Source organism: Desulfatitalea tepidiphila (genome assembly GCF_001293685.1).
Lineage (GTDB): Bacteria > Desulfobacterota > Desulfobacteria > Desulfobacterales > Desulfosarcinaceae > Desulfatitalea > Desulfatitalea tepidiphila.
The window spans coordinates 1,398,356-1,420,844 of record NZ_BCAG01000003.1 but is presented as its reverse complement, the minus strand read 5'-3'; the positions used below and the strand labels follow the sequence as shown (position 1 = coordinate 1,420,844).

Sequence of the window (22,489 nt, the reverse complement as noted above, 5' to 3'; positions counted from 1 at the left end):
CTATTCTCCTACGTCAACGGGTCGTTGCCCATCGTTCCGTAATAGGTAAATGTGAACACCACCGCGCCGTGCACCTCCGGCAGCATGCCGAGCGTGTCCGAATCGCCGACCACCTCCCTGATCTGGAACCCGTCCGGCAATGCCCCCTTGAACGCGTTGAGCACCAGCTCGATCATCTCGCTGATCAGCCGCACCCCTTCCGGCTCCCGCACGTTCCCGCCCGTGCCCGGCTTCATCTCCGTGCAGGTCAGCGCCAGCCATGCCGCGATGACGTATTCCTGGTCCAGGCTCAGTTGCGACCGCGTGAACCCCGGCGACGCCAGCAGCACATAGGGCATGCTCTCCACCGTCGGCAGGTTCGCCGATTCCGCGTTCGGCAGCACCATCACCTGCCTGCCGAAATTGGAAACGCCCCACGTCTGCAGGGCGTCATCCGATGCCAGCGCGCTTGAGAACGTATTGAAAAACGCGTACAGGTCCACCGCTCCCGCGCCTCCGTTACTCTTTTTTGCCGCTGTCCTTTTTGGCTCCTTCGAGCAGCTCCGTGCCCTTTTTCCTCGGCAGCAGCTCCGGCTTTTTCTTGGACTCGACCGCCATCTTCTGGCCGATGAGCAACCCCGCCTCGGCCGCGCCCAGCTCGACCACGTCGCCCGGGTAATACCGCTCCCCGTCGATGCCCGCGCCCTTCGTGATCTCCACCACGACCTTCTTTTCCTTTTCGCGCATTTTCGCTTTTCCCCCTTGCTGGCCTGGGCCGGTCAAGGCCCAGGCGTTATCCGTTCCCATCGTCATGCCGCACGCTCCCTTCCCGCGACCGCGCGGGCTATCGATTAGACGCCGTCATTGTTGAACGCGAACGATACCGGGTGCCGCACCGCCGCGTCGCAGCTCTGGTGCACCACGATCCGCAGCGTGCCGCTGAGCGAATTCGTGTAAGGATCGATCAGGATGTCCAGCGCCCCCCAAAACCCGATGAGCAGGTCCGCCCAATTGCCGAAAAACACGTCGCCGCCCGTGATCTGGTTCGTCACCCCGGACTTGTACCCGTTGACCGTGTTCCCCGGCTCCCAGATCGTCTGGCCCGTGTTGCTGAACTTTTCCGAGGTCTTGAACGACCCCCTCATGCTCGGCTCGATCAGGTATCCCAGGTTGCCCAGCAGCGCGTTGTCCACCGCGACCGCCGATTCCATCGCGACCACTTCCGCATAGGTCGGCACCGCACCCGCGAACGCCGTCGGCATGTTGATGCCCGTCTGATTGCGAACCCCCCTCGGCTGCCCCGTCGCCCCGGTCCCGTACAGCGCCGCGATGTCGATCGCCAGCGCGACCGCCGTCGCCAGATCCATCCGGACCAGGTTCTCGACGTCCAGGGACGATTGCAGCAACAGTTGCCGCGTGATCTCCGAATAGGCGCCCAGCGTCTTGGGGCTCAGCATCACCTGGTCGAACTGCGGTTCGCTCAGCGCCGCGTTGCTCCCCTCCGGCGTGATCCACCCCGCCGTCGAACCGCTCGTCTTGCGGGGGATCGCCACGTTGCCGACCAGCCCGGCCAGCGGCCTTGCCCCCATCGACATGACCACCGCCAGGTTCCGCAGTACGTCGATGAACGACCCGGCCAGCAGATTCGTCGCCACCAGCTCCGCCCCGTCCGTCGCCGTGCCCGCCGACAGCGTTCTTTTCTGCGGGAAATAAGGCACCTCCCGGCTGGCGTAGATGTCGTAGGGCATCAGGATGCCCTGCGGCTCCAGGTTCAGCTTCTGCGCCGCCGCCCGGCTCACCTCCAGCTCGAACGCCGCCGCCTTGTGGAACACCTGATTGTCCTTGAACGCCAGCGCCCGCAGCACGTTGAAAATCGAGTACCGCTTCTTGTCCGTCCTGCTCATGCCGATCTCGGGATCGTCGACGGTGATCGGCTTGTTGTTCTCCGCCCCCACGCGTTCCAATACCAGCGCCTGGAACTCCCCCAGCGGCTTGCCCTTGCCGATGTACTCGTCCGCCTCCTTGCGCATGTTGAACCGCGCGCCCAGCGCGGCGATGTCCCGCATCCGGCCCAGCTCGCGCTCCGCGATGACCGCCGGGTCGACCTCGTTTTGAGCGGCCCGAACCTCCGTCTTGGGCGCCTGGGCCGTCGCCGTGCTCTCCGTGGTGCTCACTTCTTTTTCCATGTGCTTTTTCTCCTCTCCGACGTTTTGCTTTGCTTCCTCGTCCGAACGGCCCACGCCGACGCTGTTGTCGGCCGGTATCGGTACGATCGACACCTCGAACGGCTCCCAGGACGTGACCCTGTATGTGCGCTTGTCTTCTTCCTCTTTTTCCAGCACCATCTCGTGTATCCGGTACCCCACCGACACGTTTTTCCTGATGCCGTCGATCACGTCCTGCAATATCTCCTCGGCACGGCCCGATCTCCCAAACCGAACCGACGCGCGCCCTTTCCGGTCGCTGCCGATGACTGCCTTTTCAACCACCCCGACCTGGTCCCGCGTGTCGTGATTCACCAGGAACGGCGCCCCGTTGTTCAGCCGGTCCATGATCACGCTCTTTGCCCCGTGGTCGAGGACCTCCACGCCCCAATAGCGTTCGTACGGCTCCTCGCTCGAAAAGCTCAGCGACACCGTGCGCTTCTCCTCGTCGATGTCGCTCGCGCGGATCTCGACCGTCCTGAAATGCTTCTCCTTGATCGCCCGCTCGATCAAATCACTGCCCTGCCGTGTTTCCATTTTGCACCGCCCCTTTTTGCGCCTGCTCCAGCTCGACCCCCAGGCCGCTTGCCAGCGTATTTTCGTTCGCGATCTCGGTCAGCACCTCCTCGATGTCGTCGCCAGACTCCGCCGCGACCCGGGTGCGCGACTTCAACCGCAACTTGATCGCCCTTTCGCTCGCTGTGATCTCCTTGGCCGGGTCGATCCACGCCCACCGCCGCCCCTGCCAGGCTACCTGCTGCCATTTCTCGATCTTGCGCGCGGGCAGGTCCAGCTGCCGCGACACCAGCGCCATGTCCAGCCACGCCTCGTACACCGGGGCGACGAAATGCTCGATCATCCACCCCTGCAACACCTTCCACGCGTCCCGGTCCTCCAGCACCCCGTGCCGCATCGAGCTGTAGTTCGCCTCGCCCATGTCGTTTGCAAGCGTGATATAGGACAGGTTCAACCCGCTGGCCGCGCCCCTCAACACCGCCTTGACGAACGCGTCGAAGCCCGCGTTCGGGTGATCCGCGCTGAACTGCTTGAAATCCCACCCGTACGGCAGGGCCTTGAACTTACCCGGTTCCACGTCCTCGATGAAGTTTCCGGCCCCGTCCTCCTCGTCCGCGCCGGGGTAATACCCGCCGGGGTTCTGGTACGTGAAAAAGCCCATCTTCGCCGCGCCGATCCGCGACGCGACCAGCTCGCTTTGCTCGTACTTGCCCACCATGTGCAGCCGCTGCATGGCCGCGTGCGTCCACGGCACCCCGCGCGTCTGGTTGACCCGGTCCACAATGAAGTTGTGCAGCACCTGCCCGGCCGGCAGCACCGCATGCCGTTGCGGGAAATTCGGGGAATAGAACATCTCCTGGGGGTGGTTCTGCAGGATGTGATAGCCCACCGGCTCGTTCCACTCGTTCTTTTGAACGCCCATGCGGATGCGCCGGGCCTCGTCGTTCAACTGATCGTCGAGCTGATCCGCCTCGATCATCTGCAATGCGAACTTGAAATCGTTGTTATCGAATCCACGGATCTTGCGGGTGATGTTCTCCCCGTCGCGCGCCACCGTTTTGATGAACAGCCCCTGCACGTCCCGGAAGCTCATCTTTTTATCCACCGTGCAGTTGTTCTTTTTGCACCACGCCTGCCACGCCCGCTCGATCTTTTCGTTCGCCGCCGCGTCGATGACGAGCTTGTCGCCCTGCCGCTCCTTGACCTCCGCCCGCAGCTCGATGCCCTTCGGCCCGATGACATTCGTGTCCAGCAGGTGCAGGAACCGCTTGCCGTAATCGTTGTTCTGGCACAGGTGCCTCGACCTCGCCCGCAGCACCCGCAGGCTGCCGCGTACGTCCGAGTCCGGCCCGAGCGATTCGGTCACCCAATCGCCGAACAGCCGCCCCGTGCCTGCGGCCTCGAACTCGCGCCACGCCCGCTGCTTCGCGGCCTTGTGCGCCACGAACGCGCGCCAGATGTCCCTTATGACCGTCATCGGACAAACCTTGTCAGGATATTGCCACCGCCCCCAAGGCCCTTGGCGATGCGTTCGGCCTTCCGCTCGATCTCGAGCTGCGTCTCGTAAAACGACAGCAGCTCCCTGACCCTGTGCATAGGGATCAACGCCAATTTCTCGCCGCCAACCATCATCTCCATTTGATCTTTGGTCGCCCGCTTTTCCAGCCTCGCCCGCAATGCGTCGACCATCCGCTGCACGTGCGACCGCGCATCGAATCCCGTCGTTTGGGTGGCGAAATCCGCATTGATTTCGACCGTTCCCTTGTCGATTGTGAACCTGTCCGTGCCTTTACTGACTGACGCCTGCCAGCGGTACGAGCCCGGCGCGTATTGAGTTGAAACGGTGGGCGCAATCAATACCAGGTGATCGTCGCCGTCCGCCTGCGCCGTGATGCTGATCGGTGGGGTTCCTTCCTTGACCAGAACGTAATTGAGGGTCCACCCCTGCGAGGCGGGAAATTCGCCCAGGCTCCGTTTCCACCGGACTGAATCTCCCGCGTAAAAGGAAACCGGCTCTATGGTGGGGATCTCTGCCAATTGACACCCCTTGCTATGGTTATCGCTGTTTTGCGATCACCTTAACATGGGGTTTACAACTGGTTGTTGTTATTGGGGTTATTTGGGGGTATAAAGAGTTCTTAAAGAATACAATAAGGGGCTTGACGCATCATAAAATTCACTGGATATAGTTTGTATTTAGATAACCATTGACCTTCTTTGAATACTTGAGGAGATTTTCTCTTGGCTAATTTTGATATTGATGAAGTTGAAGAAGGACTTCTTGGGTTTGCCTGGGACAATTTATCCCCAATAGTGCGCGCAAAGGCATTAGAAAATTCTAAAAAAACATCTTGGATCTTTGGGGCTGGTGCCTCTCATCATTATGATTTAAATTCCAGAGGAGTTCCAGTCCCTTTAGCAAATAGCTTTTTTGAGGCATTTCATAATTTGCCGACTTCGGAGGGACTTCATGCATTTGTAGGTCCATTTATTTCTTTCTTAAATCATTACCGTGGTATCAATCCACGCGAGGTAGGTTCGTGGAGTGAAGATGTTGAGCTATTTATGACCACTATTGAAGATGAATTGAATGAACTCATGACAAAAGCAAAAAATATGGAGCTCAAGGAAGATGAAACCCTAAAATTATATTCGTTGGCTGGAGTTTTTACCAATATGACCTTTATTTTTGCTAACGTTTTGAATGAGGCTCAAAATGGTCCTTCACCCTCTGCCTATCATTTTCTTCTTAAGTTTTGCAGCCCAAATGACACGTTCATAACTTTTAATTGGGATACTTTGATAGATAGGGCGTTGGCTGATACAGGTGGTTGGGATCCAAACGTCGGATATGGGCTTAAATTTCATTCATCATTTGATAGTTCATGGAAATTAAATATTGAGTCGTCTCCATCGTTTAATGCAAATTGGAAGTTATTGAAATTGCACGGCTCTACAAATTGGCTTGTGCCCTACACTTCCATCAGGTTTGATAAGTGGGAAATGCAGCCATTGGTTGAAAATTCAGATGAGGTTTTCCTATTTTGGCAGTCATCATTGCCTTACGATACTTTTAAAGGGAGATGGAGAGGCGGTTATGTCCCTACTTGCTATGGATATTATCCGCCTAACTTACCTAATGATGCCTTTGATGAAAAAAGGCTTTCGGCACCACCAGGTAAAGTATTTATAAGTAGTAGTTTGACTGGAATATATTCCCCAGCAAAGGAGCAGCGAGCAACTGGCATCCCTTCTTCGCCATTGCTAATCACACCGGTTAGGCAAAAAAAGTATGACATGTATCAAAAAACCATTGAACAACTTTGGGAGCAAGCGGAGGGAGCCTTAATAGAATCAGACAGAATTGTTATTATAGGGTATTCATTTCCAGCAACTGACAAGCGCTCGTTAACACTGATAAAGGAATGTCTGGAAAAAAGGGCTGACCGCATTACATTGGAAATTGTTGCTCCAGATGCTGAGGGAATAGTTTCTCGTTTAGGCAATGAATATTTTAAGAAGGCGGAAAATGTAGTGCCTATTTCGATGAGATTCGAGGATTATATATCAATGTTGTGGAAAAATTCTCCTACACTCATGAAGTCTGCCGCGAGGCAAGATAAAAATATAAAGGATTGGCTATACAGAATTTATCTTTTAAATAATATCAGTTAATATGAATACTTAAAAGTAAATAATATTCACTAATAGCCATATAGGATTTATTCTTTCATCTTGGGTGAATAAGGCATGACAAGAGGAGTTCTTTTCACATGTTATGCTTCTCACCAGTAATAAGTAGTTAAAAGATGTATTTTAATTCAGATGGCCGCCTGGAAATGGCTTCTTACTTGAAAATTAAAACCCTATGAGGCTCTTACCATGAAGAATCTTAACAACAAACATAGAGAACTCTATGTCCGCACTGTGCATGATGGACGAGAGTATTTATCGGTCTTAGAAATATTCTATTATGATGATAATGGAGAGGAAGTTATTGACCAGACCGCAACAACATATTGCGTTGGACTAGATATGTGCGGAGATATGTCAGATAGATATGATGCATTACAACAGAAGGTTGAAGCCAATTTAACAGCAGGAGGAATCAAATATCATTCCATAATTATGGAAGATGGGTTTTGAATCTTCTCTTTTGACCAATCGTTATTTCTGAGCAATCATTCAAGCAGCTGTTTAATACTTTTCCGCCAAAAAATTATAAATCAGAATTTTTTCTGATATTAGTAACGGCTTTAATTATTAGCTGTTTCAAGTTCAGAGATTATGCCGGACAAATCAATCTCGGGATAATCTTTTTCAAAGACTTCACGAGTCGTTCTATCCTTTGTCTTCAAAATATTACCAAGGAATGAAAGCTTTTTTCTGTTGGTATGAATAATATCAGCCCAATTCATCACATAAGTGTATATTTCAGCTACCTTGCTTTTTTCGTATAAGAATGGGGACTTATGATTTTCTGATCCCACTGTTGATTTAGCAAATCTATTCAATTGACTACTCACAAGGATGATTTTGTATGTTATATCTTTGCTGAACAATCCATTTTCTTCAATATCAAAACGATATTTTTGCACTTGATTAAGCTCTTTTTGGCTTATTCTACAGGATGGTCTTTTTAGTTCAACTACCATCACCTCTCTATTGTCATCATCTAACACCCTCTCATTATAAAAAAATAAATCGGTTATATCTTTTAATTTAGGATCAATTTCAATGTGATTATCTGCTTTTGGATCAGGTTCCCACTTAAAGTGAGTTTCTCTAAGTTGTTCAAGATTTCTCTTTAAACTCGTGTCTGAACAAAGAATAGGTATGTCTTTGTATTGTTCCCCAAACAACCAAAGGTGTTTTTCGATTATTTTATGAAACTGTTTTCTCTCCTTAATGTGTTTAGCCGGTTCATCATAAACAATTTTATGAAGAAAATTTAAAAACTGTATTTTTTTTGCGACTTCTTCTGAAAAAACAATTACGTCTTCAATATCTGCACGCTCCAGTAAATTCTTGAACTTTTTAAGGTGATCCCCTTTTAGGCTTATTGCATTTTGAATAATCGGAAGTAATTCCCCATGATTAATCGCTTGATCCACCAACGGATATACAATCTTCCGCAAATTTTCTTTTCTGGATAATAGCTTATGTTCTTGTTCAATAAAATAAGCAAGTTGATTAAAAACCACTTTTTTGGTTTCAGAGGAAGGCTCTACTTGCCTGTATGGATAGTATGTGTCATCGCTAAGCTTTTTAGAAAAATTAAAATATTCTTTATATTTTTCTTTAAAAAACTTATCTATGAACGATCGAAGGCTCTCAATTAGATGTTCTGTTTCATTAAACATACCTGGAACCAGGAGATTACGAAAAATGTCCTGGTTTTTGTCGAATAAGACAGAATCAACATAGACAAGCCAGCTATTCTGGTCTGGTATGTCAGCGGTATAGTTAAATTCAAAGCTGATTGTGCGTATATCATTATTAAGGGTTCTAATAAAAACCTTAACCTCATTACTTATAGATTTATAGTTAATAAATGTTAAATAAAAGTCATGTTCATTACCCCTGAGATCATTAAAGGTCTCTTTTCTATTTTCCAATTCTCCAATTACAAAGTCTTCTTTTTCTATTTTTTTTCCATTTATATTAAAAAAAATTTTATCATTTAAAATTTCGATTGGGTATTGCAGGAAAAGCGATGTTTCCAAATTTTCAGATAGCAACTTCGAATGAATTTTCTTTTTTTTATCTGAGTTAATTACAGAATCATCCCATAACTCATCAATAATTACCTGATAATACGTTTGTTGCTCACCATTTAATTGCTCGTGTCTGACATCAAGCTCGACGATATCAAGGCTATTTCCCTCTAGATCTTCATTATTTAACTGCACAGATGTTCTAACATAACCCTTTAATATTTTATCAAAAGCAACCGTCTCAATTGTCTGACACGCGCCGATCTGAAAAGCTGCAAACCTACCTATTCCTTTACCGCCTTTTTTTACTGTCGTACCGATCTCGAATATATTTTTTCTAAAATCAGATTGCGATACACCAATACCATTATCTCTCAACATTATTTTCGTAATTCTGGACTCGTTGAGGATTTCCTCAGCCGTTTGACTGATGTCGATATAGATCTCAGAAGCACTGGCTTGGATTGAATTGTTAATTAATTCACAAAATGCAACAAAAGTATCTTTGTAATTCGCAAGAAGACTTGAAATCACTCTGCTATTCGTTGTGAATGTATATTTCATAGACTTGCCTTGGATGAGTTGGAGGGGGTAAAAAGGCTAATATTTTTTTCATAACTCATAAAGAAAACAAAATCGAGCACAACCTAAAATTCGTTAGCTCATTTTTTATTTTTAACATAATTTATTTTAATTGAATTCAATCAGATGTAACCCTAATCGTTCAATATTAAAACCTATTATCCCGATCAACCAAAATATCCTTAATTTCAATTTCCTTGCCCGGCCCTAGCAACCTCCTGAACCATTCATCAATATTCGCGCTATGCGCGTACCACCGTCCTTGAACCTTCCGCGCCGGGAATCCGATCGCAACGAACATATTGAACTGCTTTTCCGTGAGATTCCATGCCTCCGTGATCTCCCCGATCCCTTGCAGCAAAGGGCAATTCCGTTTCGGCATCTACACCCCCGACATCCAGCCGCCCGGCTTTGTATAAATCCACGGCTTTTTGGCCTGTTTCTGCCCCTCCGGACCCGCAGGATCACCCCCAGGAACCGGCCCGCCGCCCCCGTCATCGTCCTTTTTCCGCTTCTTGAACCTGACCCCCTCGATCTCCGCCGCCAGCAGCAGCAGGGCCGCGACGTCCCAGGCATGATTCGGCTTGTCGCCGGGGTTCTCCCATTTGCCGCTTTCGCCGATCCCCTCGACCGTCATCTGCTCCGCCCACTCCTCCGTCAGCTCGCTGTGGTAATACCAGCACCCCGGATCGCCTTTGCGCACCTGCAGCATCGTGTGCAGCTTGTTCTTGAAATGGTTCGTGTCGAACCGCACCAGCTTGATCCCCCCCGGGATCGCCTTCTTGCTCTTTGGGAAAAACTCGATATCCGAGTACCTGAACGGCTGCGTCAGCGAATCGACGCCCTGGGTCGGGAACATCTTGCCCCTGTGCTTCCTGCAAAACCTGTAAACCTCGTCCGTCCTGTGCCCCATCGCGTCCTGGCACACCAGCTTGACCGAGTACGGGCGCCCGCCCGCGTCCGTGTATTCATCCTGCCACAGCACCTTTTCCAGCTCCTCGAAGCTGATCACGAACCCCTCGCGCACGCACCACGAATCAAAATCCTGGCTGAACCCGAACGCCCTTATCTCGTAATAAAAACCGTCATCCTGGGTATCGACGCCCGCCAGAAGGCACGACACCGCCCCGCCGCCCGGCACCACGCCCCTCGGCCTCTCGTCCGCCAGCTCCATGATCCTGTTTTTCGGCCGCGTCCTTTTCACCGGCCGCCAAGGCTCCGCCAGCGCCGAATTGAGAAACCCCTGCAACACTTTCGGGTTTTTGTCCTTCAGCGACGCCAGGAACGACGCCAGCAACTGGTCCAGGTACCCTGATTTGCCCAGGAGTGAATAGAGCCGGTTGATGTGAAACCCCTTTTTCCTGATGACGGCCGGCTCCTTTTCCCTCGGCACGCCCGCGCCGAACCCCACCGCCCTGTATTTCTGCGCCGTCGTCCACAGCCTGCCGCATGCCCCGCACTGGTACCGCGCGCCCATGATCTGCGCCCGAGTCGCCTTGCTGCCGCCCTTCCACACCACCCCGCCCAGCTTGCGCTTCTTGCCCTTGATGTCGCGGTACACGCCGCCCTTGAACCCCTCCGTGTATTTCGCCGACCACCTCAACGGCTGCATGACCCCGCAGTACGGGCACGGCACATGCCAGTCATAGACCGCGTCGCACGACATCAGCTCCGTGAATATATTGCCCGTTTCCAGCGTCGGGGTGCTGAACTTGATATGCTTGAACTCATAGAACGTCTCGGTCCGCTCGCCGCTCAGCGACAACGGCGACGCCTCCTTCGTTTTCGTGTAGTACCCCGGCTTGTCGATCTCGTCGTTGATCACGATCTTGAACGGCTTCGTGCCCAGCGCCGCGACGCTCGACGCCCAAGCCACGTTGATATAGGCCCCGTTCGCCAGCTCCAGCTCGTTTGCGTTCGACACCGTCGCGCCCTGGACGAGATAGGCAAGCTCCGGGCTGTCCTCGAACATCTTCTTGACCCTGTCCCGCGCGATGTAGGTCGCCGTGTTCTCGTCCGCCATGGTGATCAGGATCGGGCACGGCCGCTGATCCGCGTAATACCCCACCACCGACAGCCCGAACTCCGTGCCCGCCACCTGCGCCGACTTGCACACGACCACCTCGTCCAGGTTCGGGTCGACCGCCGCCTCCAGCCACGGGACGATATACGGGGTCCGCTCAAGGCGCATCGGCCCCTTTTCCTCGGACCGGGCCCCCAGCTGCCGCCTGCTCTCGACCCATTCCACGATCGCCAGGTCCCGCCCCGGCTCCCACAGCCGCGCCTCGTTCTCGAAAAACAGCCCCTCACGCGTCCGTGGGGCAATACTTGCCGCGCCTTGCATACGCCCGCCTCAACTCGTTTGTCTCCCTCCGGATGATCTCGCGCATCTCGTCCGGCTTCTTCCCGGTCAAAAGCGGCGGCAGCCGCTCCGCCAGCGAGTCCAGGCCCGCCGCCACGACCGCCACCCGCTCGCACCACGCGCGCTCGATCTCCGACCATGGGGCCAACCGCCCCTGAAGCTCCGCGACCAGGATCTCGTTGCGCTTCGCCGCCGCCACCTCCTTGCGCAATTTTGCCCGGTCGAGCTTTTCCTCGATCGACAGCGACACCCGCTTGCCGCCGCCCTGCTCCGCCTTTTTCTTCCGCCCGTATTTTTCCAGCCACGCGTCCAGCACCGCCTTGTCGAACGTGCCGTCCGCGTTCTGCGCGATGTTCCCGCGCTTCAGGTGGTAACTGACCGTCCGCTTCGATATGCCGCAATACGCCGCCGCGTCATCCATCGACATGATGACCGGCTGCTCCTTCTTCTCCCCTCCGTTCGTCGACTCCTCAAGCTCCGTCTCCAGCGCCCGCATGTTCTTCAGCTCGGTCGCCGTCAGCCGCTCGCCCTGCGCGATCCTCGTCAGAAACGTCTGATACAGCCGCAGCTTGGCTTTGGCCCCCAGCGACAACGCGCGCTCTATGTCCGTTTTCGTGATCGATCCGTCCGTCATCCATCACACGCCGTTGATCGGAACCATGACCCGACCGTTCAATAGTTCGCCGAGCCGCTTCGGGCGCCGCGGATACCTGATGATATGCCTCCCCCACTTTTTTTCGATCGCCCTGCAGTATGCCGTCTCCCGCTCCATCGTCCGCGACGCCACGATCCCGCCCGCATTGCGCCCGTGCCTGCACACATAGGCGTACTTGTTCAGCCGCAGCACCTTCTTGAACCGGCTCAGGACCTGCAGGCTGAAATCGTAATCGTCCTTTGTGCCCATGCGCTCGTCGAACCGCAGGTCATGCCACAGATGCCCCTGGAACGGCCCCAGCACGACCTGGGTCAGCGAAAACGGCTTGTACTGCTGGTAGTTCCTCCCGTCCGTGTTGACGTTGATCCCCCAATACACGCACCCCCAACCGTGCGCCAGGTTGAACCCCTGCTCGATGACCCCCTGCGCCTGCTCCGGCGTCAGCGGGATGTTCTGCCTGCAATACGCCCGCGCCCCTTTTTCCGTATGCATCAGCCCCGCGACGTCGTCATCGATCATCAAAACCGGCCGCTCCACGTTCTCGAGTATCCAGTTCCGCTTGCGCGCGATGTTGCCGTCCGCCCCGTCCGGTATGACGATCATCCGCGCCGACGGCAAAACCCGCCTGTAATCGTCCCTCTGGCTCTCAGGCAGCACGTACCGCGCCGACCTGAAATAGTCCTTTCCCGCCAGCGCATCCGCCCGCTTGTACGTGGGGATCACGATATTGACCTGTCCGCCCATCGCTCAGTGGATCCTTTCCAGCCATTCCGCGCCCCTGATCACGCGCCCGATCCCGACCGGCTGCGCCTTGCGCTCGATCAGGTCCCTGACCTTCCTCAACCCGAATTTTTCCACCGCGACGTTCCAGTCCAGGGGGTTGTCGAAATAGAGCACAATGTAGTTGTGCTCAAGCAGCAGCTCCTGGCTGAACTCCACCTCCGGCCGCTTGCTGTTCAGCTTCGCGTCGACCTTGTCCGTGATCTTTTCGATCTCCCGATGATCGAACCCCGTCAGCTCCACATCGAACCCCGTCGCCTCGATCTCCTTGAGCAGCTCCAGCAGCATCTCGTCGTCCATGACCGACAGTTCCGGGATCGTGTTGTCCGCCACCAGGTCCGCCCGCTCCTCCGCTTCCGACTCGTAATCCTGATAATCGACCGGGCACTCGTCCAAACCGAGCTGCCGCGCCGCCTCCAAACGCCCATGCCCGCGAATGATCAACCCCGACCGGCTCGACACCGTGATCGGCGCCCTCCATCCGAATTTTTGAATCAGCTTTTTCAGCAGCTCGATCTGCCGTTTGGGGTGCTTGTTTGGATTTTCGGGGTGGGGTTTCAACTGATCGATCGGGACCATGCCGTCATGCGCGCAAAAACACTTGATAGGCATCTGATGCGCTCCATTTCAAAGATATTCGAACTCGATGCGGCTTTACCTGCCGCCTATTTGTTGTTCAGCTTCTCGAAGTACAGCCGCCGGTAGAACTCCACGTCCTTGCCGTTCAGCCCGTCCACCAGCACCTTGCCCGTGTCTGACCGGTAGAGCGTCCAGGCCTCGTTTTCACGGCGCAGCTTGATCTTGATCTTTTTCCGTTTAGCCATCTCTGCAGCCCTCACACAACCGACCCGAAAAAAAATTGTTACATACGAAAAATTGGTTCCCGATAGGACCCGACATCCGCGCCACCCGAAACCGCTATAGGCCCCCCGGCCGAAAAGGACCCGCTCATTTAACTACCGTTGGTTGAATGCCCGCAGCTACCTGACGGGAGCTCATTTAACTACCGTTTGTTGAATCGATGGGAGCTCATTTAACTACCGTTTGTTTAATGCCCACAGCTCTCATGCATGCGCTCATTTAACTACCGTCAGTTGAATTCCCCGCACGTCTCGACCTCCTGCTCACGATCGCACATGTGCGGCATCATTTGCCCCGACGAATACCGGAACCTCTTGCCGTCCGGCATCCGCACATCATAAACTTCATTCTCGCCGTGCCCCCCTGCATACGCGATCGCTCGAAACGCTTCGCATGAATTGCACCTCGCCGCACTGCAAAGGGCAACGGTCACGATTCCGGCGATCGCCCCTATGATCAACCCGAGAATAAAAAGCGCCATGACACACCTCCGTCCTGCTTTTCCGATTCGATGTCTCCCTGCCTCGCCGAGCTTACTCCAACAACGATTTGCCTCCCACGCTTGCCAGGAGCCCCGCCACGACGATTACTACTTCCGGCCCGATGTCCTGACCGCGTAATGGGCCAGCAATGCAGCGTCCGCCCTGTGGTGATGCCTGGACCTCAAAAAAATGTACTCCCTCAACCCCGGGTACAGCGCCCGCACCGTTGCCATCGATCGCGCCTTCGAATCCTTCCCGCCGCCCGGCATCAGGACCGCCTTCTGCCACTCTCCCGGCGGAAGCAATTGGTAAGCAACTCCGAAGCAAATGCACAGCATTTGCCAGAAACCCGACGACAGCCCCAGCCCGTAGGCACCGAACCGCCCCTTGTGAGGCATCCGCTTCTGGTCCACGTCCTCGATCACCGCCATCTCGATCCGCCCCTGCTCCAAAACGAGCTTGAAAAACTCCCGCGCCGCTTCCGGCGACTTCCAGTCGTGCACCAGGATCAGGTCCCTGCTGATCGCCACCGCCGCCCCCGTCTTGCCCGGATCTATCCCGATGAAAAAGCCCCGGCCTCGAACCCCTTGCCCTGACTGATGAGCGCCAGGCGTCCCGCTGCCCGGCTCGACCGGCGTTTCGAGGGGCCTTTTTCCGCGACCGGCCGGGGCGCTTAGCCGCGAAAGGAGGTGCCGGCCTATCTGTTGCGCTTTCATTTCGCCTCGCGCATTTTCATTGCTTCCGCCCATACCGCCCTGAACACCTCGACCGCTTCCGCTTCCCCCTGCTTGAACGCCATGCCCGCCGCGATCGCGTCCGCCTCGTTGTACATCGCGTTCTTTTGCGCGAACACCGCCCTGAACCAGGGCCACGGGTTTTCCACCTGCTCCCACTGCTCCGTTGCCGACAATGCCGTCACGACCTCCGCGATCGCCTTCGGGTGCCCCCCGTGATTCGTCGCCCACGTCACCGCCTCGTACGGGTTGAACTGCTTTCTCCCCTTTGCCGGAAACCGGGCTATGACCGCGCACCCCTCCGCGATCTCGTCGAGGTAGCTCCCGAGCTTTTTCGAAAAATGCTTTGACTTTGGATTTGAAAAAGAAACAGCCGAAGGCTGCCCCGAAGGGGCCGATCTTGATTGTTTAGATTTATCTAAACAATCTAATATATCTGGATCTGGATCTATCAGCATATGCTGAGCATTTGCTTGTGCAATTGCTGATGCATTTGCTCTGCATTTGCTCTGCTTTTGCATCAGCTTTTGCTTGACGCTTTTTTTAGCTGCCGTAGATCTCTTTTTTGATATTCTTTCAATATGTTCCTTCTCCTCCAACAACCGCTGCGAATAAACCCACTTGCCGTCATTGGTCGTTTTCAGTGCTTCCCACCCCGGATATTGGATCTCGTTCCATGCGCTTTCGACCTGTTCAAACGTCAAACCTTTGCCGATTGCATTGAAAATTTTTGAGCAATCGTTCAGCAAATGCACAGCATTTGCTTGCCACATGACATCGAGGATTCGACGATAAACGAGCTCGCCTATCGCGCTCAGCGATCTGACCTTTTCGTCCTCGTTGAAGTCCTTGGGATAATAACGAAACCAGGGCCTATCTTTGGAGCTCATGGGCGCCACATCGTCACCTCTTGATACCGTCAACCTTGACCATCAACCGTTCCCGGCCGCTCCGGGCTTCCGCTTCCGTCCCGTAGTCCAGAAAAAAGAAACTCCCGCCCTTCATGTACACCTTGGAGGAAAACACCGTTTCCTTGCCGCCGGGCTTATCCAGGGCCGGGATTTCGCGTTTCCTGATCGGCCCGATCGCCATCACCGCATCAGCCGCGAGCACCAGCTCGCCTCGATCCCTGCCGAAGCACCACTTCTGCCAGGCCTCGTCGTTCTCATCCAACGATAGGTAACCGTCAAAGTCCGTCATCTGCCTGCCCCCTTGTCCTGTCCGGCGAACACCCATTCGCCGTCAAACCGCATCCCATTGCACACATGCTTTCCCGGCTCGACCGAGTCGGGGAAATGGCGCTGCTTCATCCAGCAATAGGCCCATCCCCCCGACTCCCGCCGCTCGAACCCGAAAAAGTCGCACTTGTCGCAGTGCGCCTCCTCCGGCTCTAATTTGCGCCGGAGCGTTGGCATCAGAATTTCCCTTCCTCGCCATCCTGGCCGCTTTGGTTCTTTTGGCCCTTTTGGTTGAACACGACCAATTCGTTGATCTCGTCCATCCATGCCAGGATCTGGTCGACCGACTTCGGCGTCCTGCCCCGCACCACCGTCAGGTATTCCCGCCGGTGTTTGCCCGCCAGCTCCGCCAGTTGCGCCGACGCATCCGACATCAGCACCTCGCCCGTCTCCTGATCACCGCCGCCGTCCTCGACCGGGCCACCACCACCTGTAGTGTCCTGGGGGTCAGGCGAACCGCCGCCGCTTGTATTTTCGGGATCCGGATTCCCGCCCTCCGCCGGGATCTCCCCCGACTTCGCCCACGGCATTTCACGCCCGTACAAGTTGCGGTATTTCGCCTGCAACGCCTCGAACGCCGCGTCCGATATCTCCGGCAACTGCTCCTTGAACTGCTGGACGTACATCATGAACCCCGTCCCGCGCTCCGGCTGCCCCTGCCGCATGTTGACCCACTTGTGCTTCGCGAACGGATGATCCAGATGCGTCCCGAACTCGTCATGCTCCATCTTGCCCTTTGTGAACGTGCCGCCGACGCCTGGGACCGTATAGGAACCGTCAGGGGCCCCCGCTCCCGCCTCTTTCCCGCCCCCGGCCGTGTCCTTGCCCCGTCCTCCGTCTCACCCCCCGATTTTTGCCCCTCCGCCGCTTTGCCCTGCCCCTTGTCCGGCCCCTCGACCGGCCCGGGGGCCTCCTTCGTCACCGCGTAAAGGTCCGCCTTTTTCTCCGACTCCGGCGCCGTCATCGCGAACGACCCGTCCGCCTGCTTCACCAGCTCCTGGTGCATGTCCTCCAGCTCCTCTACCGTCCTCATGCCCATGAGCAGATCCGAGTCGTGCACCCTGCCGAAAAACGTCGCCGCCCGGTACATGAACATGATCTCCGGCATCGTGACCCACTTCGGCGTCATCTGCTTGTCGCCCCGCGGCTTGTTCCATCCCTCCGCCTTGACCATCGCCCAATCGACCCACGGCCCGTAAATCACCTTGCCCGTGCTCCTGCGCACCGCAAACGCCCTGCACCCCCAATCGTCCCGGCCCTTTTCCCCCCGCCACTCGTATTCCAGCGGGTCCGTGTACCGCTTCGAATTGTTGATCAGCGCCGACACGAACTTGCCCTCGAACCCCGGCTCCCCGTGCACGACGTACATCGTCCGCATCAGCATCAGCACGTGCATGCCCATCAGCGCCGCCATGTCCAGCGCGATCATGCAGTTGCCCACCTTGCCCCTGAACCGCGACGGCACGAAATCCGACGCCGACAGCATGCTCGCCACCCGCTGCATCTGCTCGAACTTCGCCACGTTCAAGAACACCGAATCCTCTTTCGACAACACCGCCGCCCGCTGATCGGCCGGCATCAGGTCGTATTTGACCGCCTCGTTAGAATCCGACATCGTCAACCCCCTCCGTTTCTTCGTATTCGTCATAAATGTATTGGCCCGAGTCCAGGTCCATGATCTCGTCCGGATACCCCGGCCACTCATCCCTTTTGAAGCACTGCGCCAGCGCCTCCATGTAGTCCATGTTGTCCGACTGCGCCCGCAACACCTGGTCGAACGACACCTTGAACACGTGCGACTCGAACGGCGGATTGACCTCGACCGCCGCAAGGTAGAACTCCGTGTGCTCGACCCCCGTGATCTGCGTCAGCCCGTCCAGGTAGAACGCCCCCTGGTTCGCGTACCCGAGCCGCGACGCGTTGCGCATGAAAAACCAGAACGACGCGTCCGCCGTCGATTTCAGATCCACCACCCTGCCGTCCGCCGTGATCCAGTCGATCTCCGCCTTGCACCAGATCCCCGTGCGCGCGTCCTTCCACACGATCACCCGGTGCGGAAACCCCGGCGCCTCGAATATCTCCGAAAACCGCCGTTTCGACCGCGCCCGCTCCGCCATGTCGATGACGTTGTCCCGCTCGATCTTGCTCAGAATCAATTTTCCGCCCTGCCGCTCCCTCCATTCCTTGTATTCGTTCTTGTTCTTGTTGATCGGCGGCTCCACCACCACCGCTTTGTCGAAGGCCTCCCGCCCGTGCAGGATCAGGATGTCGAACGCCTTGCCCTTGTCGAACGTCCGCTGCTGCATCGCCGTGACCGGCGCCTCGAACTCGATCGCCGCCTTGTAATGCGCCGGGCTCTTTCGCATCCGCTTCAGCTCGCTCGACCGCAGCGCCCTGATGCCCGCGTACTGCTCGTAGGACTCGAGCGCGTATATGCCCTGTTCCCACTCCCCGGGCGCCTCCATGTAATTATGCAACCTTCGCATGCTGCCCGGCCTCCCCCTCCCCGTCGAACAAACTCTTTTGCATCTCCTCCTGGGTCAGCCTCCGCGACCGCATGATCGAATCGTCGAACGGGTTGAAGTATGTGGCCGTGCCCGCCCCGTAGTCGTACACGACATCGATCACGCCCTCGCGCATCTCGAACCCGTTCCGCAGCTTCTGCGCGATCTCCGCCATGTCCAGGTTCATCCGCTTCAACCGCGATCCGTACTCCGCCATGACGGCCGCTTTTTCCTCTTTCAGGTCCATGAGCTGCTGCATGCCTTCCGCCAGCGCCTTGCCCATCTCCTGCTTTTCCCTGTCCGTGAACGTGTATTTCGCAAAATCCTTGACCTGCCTCGTCTCAGTCGCCGCCATTGCCATTTTTCCCCCTTTGTCTATGCTCCTTCGCGTTCGGGCACGTTGAAAAATGCGACTCGTAAACCGACACCATGAACCCGAGCCGCCCGTTGAACTGGTCGATCGCGATCATCTTCTTCGGCACCGCGTTGCACGGCATCCGCCTGCCGCTTTTCATCTCCACCCAAATGACCGGCGCGCCGCATGACCGGCACGTTGTCGTCGTCATCTCCACACCCCCAAATGCTTTCGGGGGCGTCGTATCGACCGCCCCCGTTGCCGTTTATGCCGCCTTCGCGATCTCCCTCCACTCCCTGGCCTGCATCTCGATGATGCTGCCCCCTGCCCGCTCCAGCTCCGATGCCCGGTCGTAGTTCTCCACGTCCTGGCTCATCCGCGTGACCGCGTTCGCCATGCCGTACTGCGTCAGGTCGCCGCCCTGGATCAGGTGCGTCAGCACCGACGCCCGCTCCCCGTCTCCCAGGCCGATCTTTTTCTGCACCACTTCCACCGCCGCGACCGCGTCGCCCTCGATCCTGCGCTCGCCCGCGTCGCGCATCTTTTCCACCAGGGAATTGAACACGACCTCGTCCGTCGTCGCCTTGATCGTGTCCCGCAGCTTCAACAAAAACGCCTGATCATCCGCTTTCAGCGTGTCGTCCTTGAAAAACTGTTGCGCGTCGCGCCCCTCTCCCGCGATCCGCCCGACATGGTACTTTTTCATGCCCATGTCGTTGAACACCGCGCCGTTCGTGCACACCAGCCGCAACACCAGCGGCTGCACGTTCACCGACCCGTGGCCCACCTCCGAATTGCTCAGAATGAACCCGGCCCGCACCACGTCGCCCTTCTTGACCTCGCCCTCGATCGTGGGGAACGTGCATTTCAGGTACAGCTTGCCCGGCGTCACGTCGCACGACTCGAACCGGACTTTCAGATCCGCCAGCACCGGCAGCACGTGCTCCAGGATCTCGTCATTGTCCAAAATCCGGTACCGGTCCGACAAAAACGCCCGCGCGCTTCCGTCCAGCGTCCGCACCATGCGCCGCTTCGGCTCCTTCTGCATCCAGTGGTTTACGTTCGACGCCAGCAAATGGGGCGCCGCCCCCCGCATCCGCTCGTAGTACTTCCACGGCACATCGGCCCAGGCCGCGATCTGCCGGTGCGCATTGTCATTGATCCCGAACCGGCCCTTGTCGCCGAGCATCAGCATCGTGTTGAATGCGATCTCCTCCACGATCGCGCCGCCCCTGCCGCGCGTATTGTCCGCGATCTCGTCCAGCAGGCCCGCGCCGGTTCCGGCCGGCGCCGCCGCCTGCAGCTGCATTTTCATTTCCCGGGTATCCGCGATGAAGTCCTTTTTTGCTTCGCTGATCCGCTGAACTTCCCCCGCCAGCTCCTGAAGGGTTTTGCCTTGTTTCATGGTCGATTTTCCTTTCTACGGGCTTGACACCCCGTGCCGCCCGTGGTAACTAACTCGTTCATCATAGTCCTTGCTTTTTTCATTCTGCCCCCTGCAGCCGCTCTCTGCAGGGGGCATCCTTTTTGAGCGCAGCGCCCGCTCCACGTCCGCGACCGTCAACCGGCCGCTTTCGATCCTGCGCGCCACCCGCCACTTCAAAAACTCCACAAACAGCGTTTTGTCGTCTTCAATCGATCTCATCGCTATACCGGCCCTCCCATCGTCCAGTTGATGAGCAACAACGCGCCGCCGATCATCAACAGCCACAACCCCACGAACTTGATGCAATCAGCGACGAACCTCTTTGCCTTCGCGTTCACTTTTTCACCTCCTTTCGCTTTTTAAAGCCCGTGAACGGCTTTCCCGTCCACGGGTCCAGAACCACCAGGCGCTTCTTGTCCACCTCCCCCACGGGCGGCAAACTCGCCTCGTACTCCCGCAGCACTTTGCCGATCCGCGTGTAAAGCGCCTTCATCTCGAAGTACAGCCGGTCCTTTTCAGACATCGGTTTCAATGCCATGATCCACACACCATTTCGCCACGTCCTGGCGCAAATCGTCCACGACGGCTTGAAGTTGTTTTTTTATCCTGTTCAGTTGCGATTTTTTCCCGGTAGCCGAGGTCTGCTCGATGAGCAATTGCTCAAGAAGTGTAATTTTGGGATGATTGTCGACGATCTCCTCGAAGATCGTCTTCTTGTCCGGCTCGATCGTGCCCGCCCTTCTCAACTGCCACCCGTCCGGCTCCAGATACCGCTTGAACGCCGGGTCGCCGTCCGTCGCCAGCACCAGCGCGTGCAAAAAGTCGAGGCTCAGCTTGATGCGCCCGTCCAGGTAGTCATAGACCGTCTTGTTGTCGATCCCCATCTCGGCCGCGATCGCCTGCACCGCGTCCGGCCTGGAGTCGTTTGAGTAGAGCAGCTGCGCCTTTATTTCCGCCGCGATCACCCTGTAATCGAACCGTTTCGGAACCTTTCGATACGCCATCCGATCAACCCCCGGTTGTTTCTGTATTGAGTTGTAATTTTTTCAACTAACTACTCAGACAACCCCAACATGGAGGGCCGCTTTTGAACATCAGCGAAAACCAGTTGCTCCGGCTTAATTTTCAGGATCTTGCCCCATCGCACCGCCGTCGCCTTCCTGATCCCGACCTTCCCGCGTTTCCACCTGCTCAAAAACTGCTGGGAAACCCCCAATTTCATTGCAAGTTCGGTTTGCGTTGCCATCCGTTCACCACCTTTCGTTCTTTGATTTATAGGATCGGAGCTATCAACCAATTGTTTGGCTGTCAATCTTTTTTTAAACCTGTTGTTTAAAATCATTTAATAAAAAAGGCTTTCTTTATGAAACAATTAGTTGTAAAAATGCCACCAATGGAAACCAAAACCGACTTACAAGATTTTCAGTTGGATTTTCTCGCCGCGCTGAGGTTTTACGCTTCGAAATGGGGCGAGCAGACGACCCTTGCCCAATCGATCGGACTGACGCCTCAATTTGTTAGTATGCTTTTTAAGGGACAACGGCAATGTGGGGAAAAAACGAGGCGCAAAATTGCCGAGTATTATGGCCACACCTATGAATCCTTTTTAAAGAAAGGGCGCGATCTGAGGGGTGCAGGGCCGTATGTCGTGAAACCGAAACCCCAAAGGCCCAAAAAGAAGGCCGAAAAGCTCGATACCATCATCGACGAGCTTCGGGCGTTGGGCGACCGCTTCGAATCGATCGAACGCAGGCTTGAAAATCTGGAGAAATGCCAACAACCGGGGGGGTCAAAGCGCCCGCCGTCAAAAGCCGCCAAAAAATAGATACACCGCTTGAGGGCGGGCGCCTGATCGATCTTTTATCGGCTTACAGGCTTTGTGAAATGGTAGTTGCTCCCGACGGAGCCATTTTATGCAGCGTTCCACATAACGCTTATGATCTTCCCAAAAGATCCCAGTTCTGCAACGGCGTCGGGAAAAACCTTTTTGACCTGATCCAACAACGAGTCCAATCCCCTCACCCCCGCTTTCTTATAAGACGAACGATCAAACCCGGCCGGTTTCTAGTCACGAATATTGAGGGCCACCGGATC

At 55.5% G+C, this 22,489-nt stretch carries 30 protein-coding genes; 3 read left to right on the top strand and 27 right to left on the bottom strand.

The genetic code is table 11. The features are described from left to right. Positions 1-8 precede the first annotated feature (8 nt). The 5 genes from DFT_RS11010 to DFT_RS10990 are packed head-to-tail and all read right to left on the bottom strand — an operon-like array spanning position 9 to position 4,736. Positions 9-482 carry a hypothetical protein gene (locus DFT_RS11010; RefSeq protein ID WP_054031242.1) on the bottom strand — a complete coding sequence of 158 codons (474 nt, stop codon included), beginning with the start codon at positions 480-482 and terminating at the stop codon, positions 9-11. 16 nt (positions 483-498) lie between these two features. Beyond that, positions 499-792 (bottom strand): hypothetical protein, encoded by a 294-nt coding sequence (locus tag DFT_RS11005; protein ID WP_054031241.1) that lies wholly within the window; start codon positions 790-792, stop codon positions 499-501. Positions 793-830: 38 nt separating this feature from the next. Continuing rightward, on the bottom strand, positions 831-2,720 hold the full coding sequence (locus DFT_RS11000) for a phage major capsid protein (protein ID WP_054031240.1): 1,890 nt from the start codon (positions 2,718-2,720) through the stop codon (positions 831-833). Then, complete coding sequence (locus DFT_RS10995) at positions 2,698-4,176, bottom strand: phage portal protein (protein WP_054031239.1); 1,479 nt, start codon at positions 4,174-4,176, stop codon at positions 2,698-2,700. Before DFT_RS10995 ends, DFT_RS11000 begins: the two co-directional genes overlap by 23 nt. Then, positions 4,173-4,736, bottom strand: a complete 564-nt coding sequence (locus tag DFT_RS10990) for a hypothetical protein (RefSeq protein WP_054031238.1) — start codon at positions 4,734-4,736, stop codon at positions 4,173-4,175. The genes DFT_RS10995 and DFT_RS10990 overlap by 4 nt, the downstream gene beginning before the upstream one ends. 204 nt (positions 4,737-4,940) lie before the next feature. On the opposite strand from DFT_RS10990, the gene DFT_RS25825 reads away from it, so the two are divergent. After that, positions 4,941-6,374 carry a hypothetical protein gene (locus DFT_RS25825; RefSeq protein ID WP_152971950.1) on the top strand — a complete coding sequence of 478 codons (1,434 nt, stop codon included), beginning with the start codon at positions 4,941-4,943 and terminating at the stop codon, positions 6,372-6,374. Between the two features lie 207 nt (positions 6,375-6,581). Continuing rightward, positions 6,582-6,845 (top strand): hypothetical protein, encoded by a 264-nt coding sequence (locus DFT_RS25820; protein ID WP_152971949.1) that lies wholly within the window; start codon positions 6,582-6,584, stop codon positions 6,843-6,845. A 110-nt stretch (positions 6,846-6,955) separates the two neighbouring features. On the opposite strand, the gene DFT_RS10980 is transcribed toward DFT_RS25820, so the two are convergent. From DFT_RS10980 to DFT_RS10880, 22 genes are all read right to left on the bottom strand, one after another. Continuing rightward, positions 6,956-8,980 carry an ATP-binding protein gene (locus tag DFT_RS10980; RefSeq protein WP_054031236.1) on the bottom strand — a complete coding sequence of 675 codons (2,025 nt, stop codon included), beginning with the start codon at positions 8,978-8,980 and terminating at the stop codon, positions 6,956-6,958. A gap of 166 nt (positions 8,981-9,146) precedes the next feature. Continuing rightward, on the bottom strand, positions 9,147-9,380 hold the full coding sequence (locus DFT_RS10975) for a hypothetical protein (RefSeq protein ID WP_152971948.1): 234 nt from the start codon (positions 9,378-9,380) through the stop codon (positions 9,147-9,149). After that, positions 9,381-11,342 (bottom strand): terminase gpA endonuclease subunit, encoded by a 1,962-nt coding sequence (locus DFT_RS10970; RefSeq protein ID WP_054031234.1) that lies wholly within the window; start codon positions 11,340-11,342, stop codon positions 9,381-9,383. It abuts the gene before it with no gap. After that, the gene (locus DFT_RS10965) at positions 11,305-11,994 is read right to left on the bottom strand and encodes a hypothetical protein (protein ID WP_054031233.1); all 690 of its coding nucleotides are present in this window, start codon (positions 11,992-11,994) and stop codon (positions 11,305-11,307) included. The genes DFT_RS10970 and DFT_RS10965 overlap by 38 nt, the downstream gene beginning before the upstream one ends. A gap of 3 nt (positions 11,995-11,997) precedes the next feature. Continuing rightward, complete coding sequence (locus DFT_RS10960) at positions 11,998-12,759, bottom strand: GREB1-related protein (protein WP_054031232.1); 762 nt, start codon at positions 12,757-12,759, stop codon at positions 11,998-12,000. 3 nt (positions 12,760-12,762) lie between these two features. Beyond that, on the bottom strand, positions 12,763-13,407 hold the full coding sequence (locus tag DFT_RS10955) for a ParB/Srx family N-terminal domain-containing protein (protein WP_054031231.1): 645 nt from the start codon (positions 13,405-13,407) through the stop codon (positions 12,763-12,765). 53 nt (positions 13,408-13,460) lie between these two features. Further along, positions 13,461-13,619, bottom strand: a complete 159-nt coding sequence (locus tag DFT_RS26225; protein ID WP_161807128.1) for a hypothetical protein — start codon at positions 13,617-13,619, stop codon at positions 13,461-13,463. 266 nt (positions 13,620-13,885) lie between these two features. Next, complete coding sequence (locus DFT_RS10950) at positions 13,886-14,137, bottom strand: hypothetical protein (protein ID WP_054031230.1); 252 nt, start codon at positions 14,135-14,137, stop codon at positions 13,886-13,888. Positions 14,138-14,245: 108 nt separating this feature from the next. Continuing rightward, positions 14,246-14,854, bottom strand: coding sequence for a RuvC family protein (locus DFT_RS10945; RefSeq protein WP_054031229.1), 609 nt, complete (start codon positions 14,852-14,854; stop codon positions 14,246-14,248). Next, the gene (locus DFT_RS10940; RefSeq protein WP_054031228.1) at positions 14,851-15,762 is read right to left on the bottom strand and encodes a hypothetical protein; all 912 of its coding nucleotides are present in this window, start codon (positions 15,760-15,762) and stop codon (positions 14,851-14,853) included. Before DFT_RS10940 ends, DFT_RS10945 begins: the two co-directional genes overlap by 4 nt. Before the next feature lie 13 nt (positions 15,763-15,775). Then, positions 15,776-16,072: a hypothetical protein gene (locus DFT_RS10935; RefSeq protein ID WP_054031227.1), complete on the bottom strand. Its 297-nt coding sequence runs from the start codon at positions 16,070-16,072 to the stop codon at positions 15,776-15,778. Beyond that, complete coding sequence (locus DFT_RS10930; protein WP_054031226.1) at positions 16,069-16,287, bottom strand: hypothetical protein; 219 nt, start codon at positions 16,285-16,287, stop codon at positions 16,069-16,071. Before DFT_RS10930 ends, DFT_RS10935 begins: the two co-directional genes overlap by 4 nt. Then, positions 16,287-16,739: a hypothetical protein gene (locus DFT_RS10925; RefSeq protein ID WP_152971947.1), complete on the bottom strand. Its 453-nt coding sequence runs from the start codon at positions 16,737-16,739 to the stop codon at positions 16,287-16,289. Before DFT_RS10925 ends, DFT_RS10930 begins: the two co-directional genes overlap by 1 nt. Then, positions 16,736-17,725 (bottom strand): hypothetical protein, encoded by a 990-nt coding sequence (locus tag DFT_RS10920; RefSeq protein WP_054031224.1) that lies wholly within the window; start codon positions 17,723-17,725, stop codon positions 16,736-16,738. Before DFT_RS10920 ends, DFT_RS10925 begins: the two co-directional genes overlap by 4 nt. After that, positions 17,712-18,575, bottom strand: coding sequence for a PD-(D/E)XK nuclease-like domain-containing protein (locus DFT_RS10915; protein WP_054031223.1), 864 nt, complete (start codon positions 18,573-18,575; stop codon positions 17,712-17,714). Before DFT_RS10915 ends, DFT_RS10920 begins: the two co-directional genes overlap by 14 nt. Positions 18,576-18,579: 4 nt before the next feature. Further along, entirely contained in the window at positions 18,580-18,975 is a 396-nt protein-coding gene (locus DFT_RS10910) for a hypothetical protein (RefSeq protein WP_054031222.1), read from the bottom strand. Continuing rightward, positions 18,956-19,180: a hypothetical protein gene (locus DFT_RS10905; RefSeq protein ID WP_152971946.1), complete on the bottom strand. Its 225-nt coding sequence runs from the start codon at positions 19,178-19,180 to the stop codon at positions 18,956-18,958. The genes DFT_RS10910 and DFT_RS10905 overlap by 20 nt, the downstream gene beginning before the upstream one ends. A gap of 54 nt (positions 19,181-19,234) precedes the next feature. Continuing rightward, positions 19,235-20,374: a DUF932 domain-containing protein gene (locus tag DFT_RS10900; RefSeq protein ID WP_054031220.1), complete on the bottom strand. Its 1,140-nt coding sequence runs from the start codon at positions 20,372-20,374 to the stop codon at positions 19,235-19,237. Positions 20,375-20,389: 15 nt separating this feature from the next. Then, positions 20,390-20,614, bottom strand: a complete 225-nt coding sequence (locus DFT_RS10895) for a hypothetical protein (RefSeq protein ID WP_054031219.1) — start codon at positions 20,612-20,614, stop codon at positions 20,390-20,392. A 115-nt stretch (positions 20,615-20,729) separates the two neighbouring features. Then, positions 20,730-20,933 (bottom strand): hypothetical protein, encoded by a 204-nt coding sequence (locus DFT_RS10890; RefSeq protein ID WP_152971945.1) that lies wholly within the window; start codon positions 20,931-20,933, stop codon positions 20,730-20,732. Beyond that, on the bottom strand, positions 20,911-21,399 hold the full coding sequence (locus tag DFT_RS10885; protein WP_054031217.1) for a hypothetical protein: 489 nt from the start codon (positions 21,397-21,399) through the stop codon (positions 20,911-20,913). Before DFT_RS10885 ends, DFT_RS10890 begins: the two co-directional genes overlap by 23 nt. Before the next feature lie 50 nt (positions 21,400-21,449). Continuing rightward, positions 21,450-21,737, bottom strand: coding sequence for a helix-turn-helix domain-containing protein (locus DFT_RS10880; RefSeq protein ID WP_083453439.1), 288 nt, complete (start codon positions 21,735-21,737; stop codon positions 21,450-21,452). Positions 21,738-21,758: 21 nt separating this feature from the next. Here DFT_RS10880 and DFT_RS10875 point away from each other — a divergent pair, with 21 nt between their 5' ends. Then, positions 21,759-22,220 (top strand): hypothetical protein, encoded by a 462-nt coding sequence (locus tag DFT_RS10875; RefSeq protein ID WP_152971944.1) that lies wholly within the window; start codon positions 21,759-21,761, stop codon positions 22,218-22,220. Positions 22,221-22,489: the final 269 nt, after the last annotated feature.

What these genes read in the sequence shown, in the direction of transcription:
- DFT_RS10885 (WP_054031217.1), bottom strand. Translation starts at nt 21,399, where the DNA reads ATGGCGTATCGAAAGGTTCCGAAACGGTTCGATTACAGGGTGATCGCG.
- DFT_RS10950 (WP_054031230.1), bottom strand. Translation starts at nt 14,137, where the DNA reads ATGGCGCTTTTTATTCTCGGGTTGATCATAGGGGCGATCGCCGGAATC.
- DFT_RS10975 (WP_152971948.1), bottom strand. Translation starts at nt 9,380, where the DNA reads ATGCCGAAACGGAATTGCCCTTTGCTGCAAGGGATCGGGGAGATCACG.
- DFT_RS10960 (WP_054031232.1), bottom strand. Translation starts at nt 12,759, where the DNA reads ATGGGCGGACAGGTCAATATCGTGATCCCCACGTACAAGCGGGCGGAT.
- DFT_RS10930 (WP_054031226.1), bottom strand. Translation starts at nt 16,287, where the DNA reads ATGCCAACGCTCCGGCGCAAATTAGAGCCGGAGGAGGCGCACTGCGAC.
- DFT_RS10890 (WP_152971945.1), bottom strand. Translation starts at nt 20,933, where the DNA reads ATGGCATTGAAACCGATGTCTGAAAAGGACCGGCTGTACTTCGAGATG.
- DFT_RS10980 (WP_054031236.1), bottom strand. Translation starts at nt 8,980, where the DNA reads ATGAAATATACATTCACAACGAATAGCAGAGTGATTTCAAGTCTTCTT.
- DFT_RS10920 (WP_054031224.1), bottom strand. Translation starts at nt 17,725, where the DNA reads ATGTCGGATTCTAACGAGGCGGTCAAATACGACCTGATGCCGGCCGAT.
- DFT_RS25820 (WP_152971949.1), top strand. Translation starts at nt 6,582, where the DNA reads ATGAAGAATCTTAACAACAAACATAGAGAACTCTATGTCCGCACTGTG.
- DFT_RS10895 (WP_054031219.1), bottom strand. Translation starts at nt 20,614, where the DNA reads ATGAGATCGATTGAAGACGACAAAACGCTGTTTGTGGAGTTTTTGAAG.
- DFT_RS10940 (WP_054031228.1), bottom strand. Translation starts at nt 15,762, where the DNA reads ATGAGCTCCAAAGATAGGCCCTGGTTTCGTTATTATCCCAAGGACTTC.
- DFT_RS10970 (WP_054031234.1), bottom strand. Translation starts at nt 11,342, where the DNA reads ATGCAAGGCGCGGCAAGTATTGCCCCACGGACGCGTGAGGGGCTGTTT.
- DFT_RS10955 (WP_054031231.1), bottom strand. Translation starts at nt 13,407, where the DNA reads ATGCCTATCAAGTGTTTTTGCGCGCATGACGGCATGGTCCCGATCGAT.
- DFT_RS10945 (WP_054031229.1), bottom strand. Translation starts at nt 14,854, where the DNA reads ATGAAAGCGCAACAGATAGGCCGGCACCTCCTTTCGCGGCTAAGCGCC.
- DFT_RS10900 (WP_054031220.1), bottom strand. Translation starts at nt 20,374, where the DNA reads ATGAAACAAGGCAAAACCCTTCAGGAGCTGGCGGGGGAAGTTCAGCGG.
- DFT_RS26225 (WP_161807128.1), bottom strand. Translation starts at nt 13,619, where the DNA reads ATGGCTAAACGGAAAAAGATCAAGATCAAGCTGCGCCGTGAAAACGAG.
- DFT_RS10905 (WP_152971946.1), bottom strand. Translation starts at nt 19,180, where the DNA reads ATGACGACGACAACGTGCCGGTCATGCGGCGCGCCGGTCATTTGGGTG.
- DFT_RS10880 (WP_083453439.1), bottom strand. Translation starts at nt 21,737, where the DNA reads ATGATTTTAAACAACAGGTTTAAAAAAAGATTGACAGCCAAACAATTG.
- DFT_RS10935 (WP_054031227.1), bottom strand. Translation starts at nt 16,072, where the DNA reads ATGACGGACTTTGACGGTTACCTATCGTTGGATGAGAACGACGAGGCC.
- DFT_RS10965 (WP_054031233.1), bottom strand. Translation starts at nt 11,994, where the DNA reads ATGACGGACGGATCGATCACGAAAACGGACATAGAGCGCGCGTTGTCG.
- DFT_RS11005 (WP_054031241.1), bottom strand. Translation starts at nt 792, where the DNA reads ATGACGATGGGAACGGATAACGCCTGGGCCTTGACCGGCCCAGGCCAG.
- DFT_RS11000 (WP_054031240.1), bottom strand. Translation starts at nt 2,720, where the DNA reads ATGGAAACACGGCAGGGCAGTGATTTGATCGAGCGGGCGATCAAGGAG.
- DFT_RS10910 (WP_054031222.1), bottom strand. Translation starts at nt 18,975, where the DNA reads ATGGCAATGGCGGCGACTGAGACGAGGCAGGTCAAGGATTTTGCGAAA.
- DFT_RS10925 (WP_152971947.1), bottom strand. Translation starts at nt 16,739, where the DNA reads ATGATGTACGTCCAGCAGTTCAAGGAGCAGTTGCCGGAGATATCGGAC.
- DFT_RS10915 (WP_054031223.1), bottom strand. Translation starts at nt 18,575, where the DNA reads ATGGAGGCGCCCGGGGAGTGGGAACAGGGCATATACGCGCTCGAGTCC.
- DFT_RS10995 (WP_054031239.1), bottom strand. Translation starts at nt 4,176, where the DNA reads ATGACGGTCATAAGGGACATCTGGCGCGCGTTCGTGGCGCACAAGGCC.
- DFT_RS10875 (WP_152971944.1), top strand. Translation starts at nt 21,759, where the DNA reads ATGAAACAATTAGTTGTAAAAATGCCACCAATGGAAACCAAAACCGAC.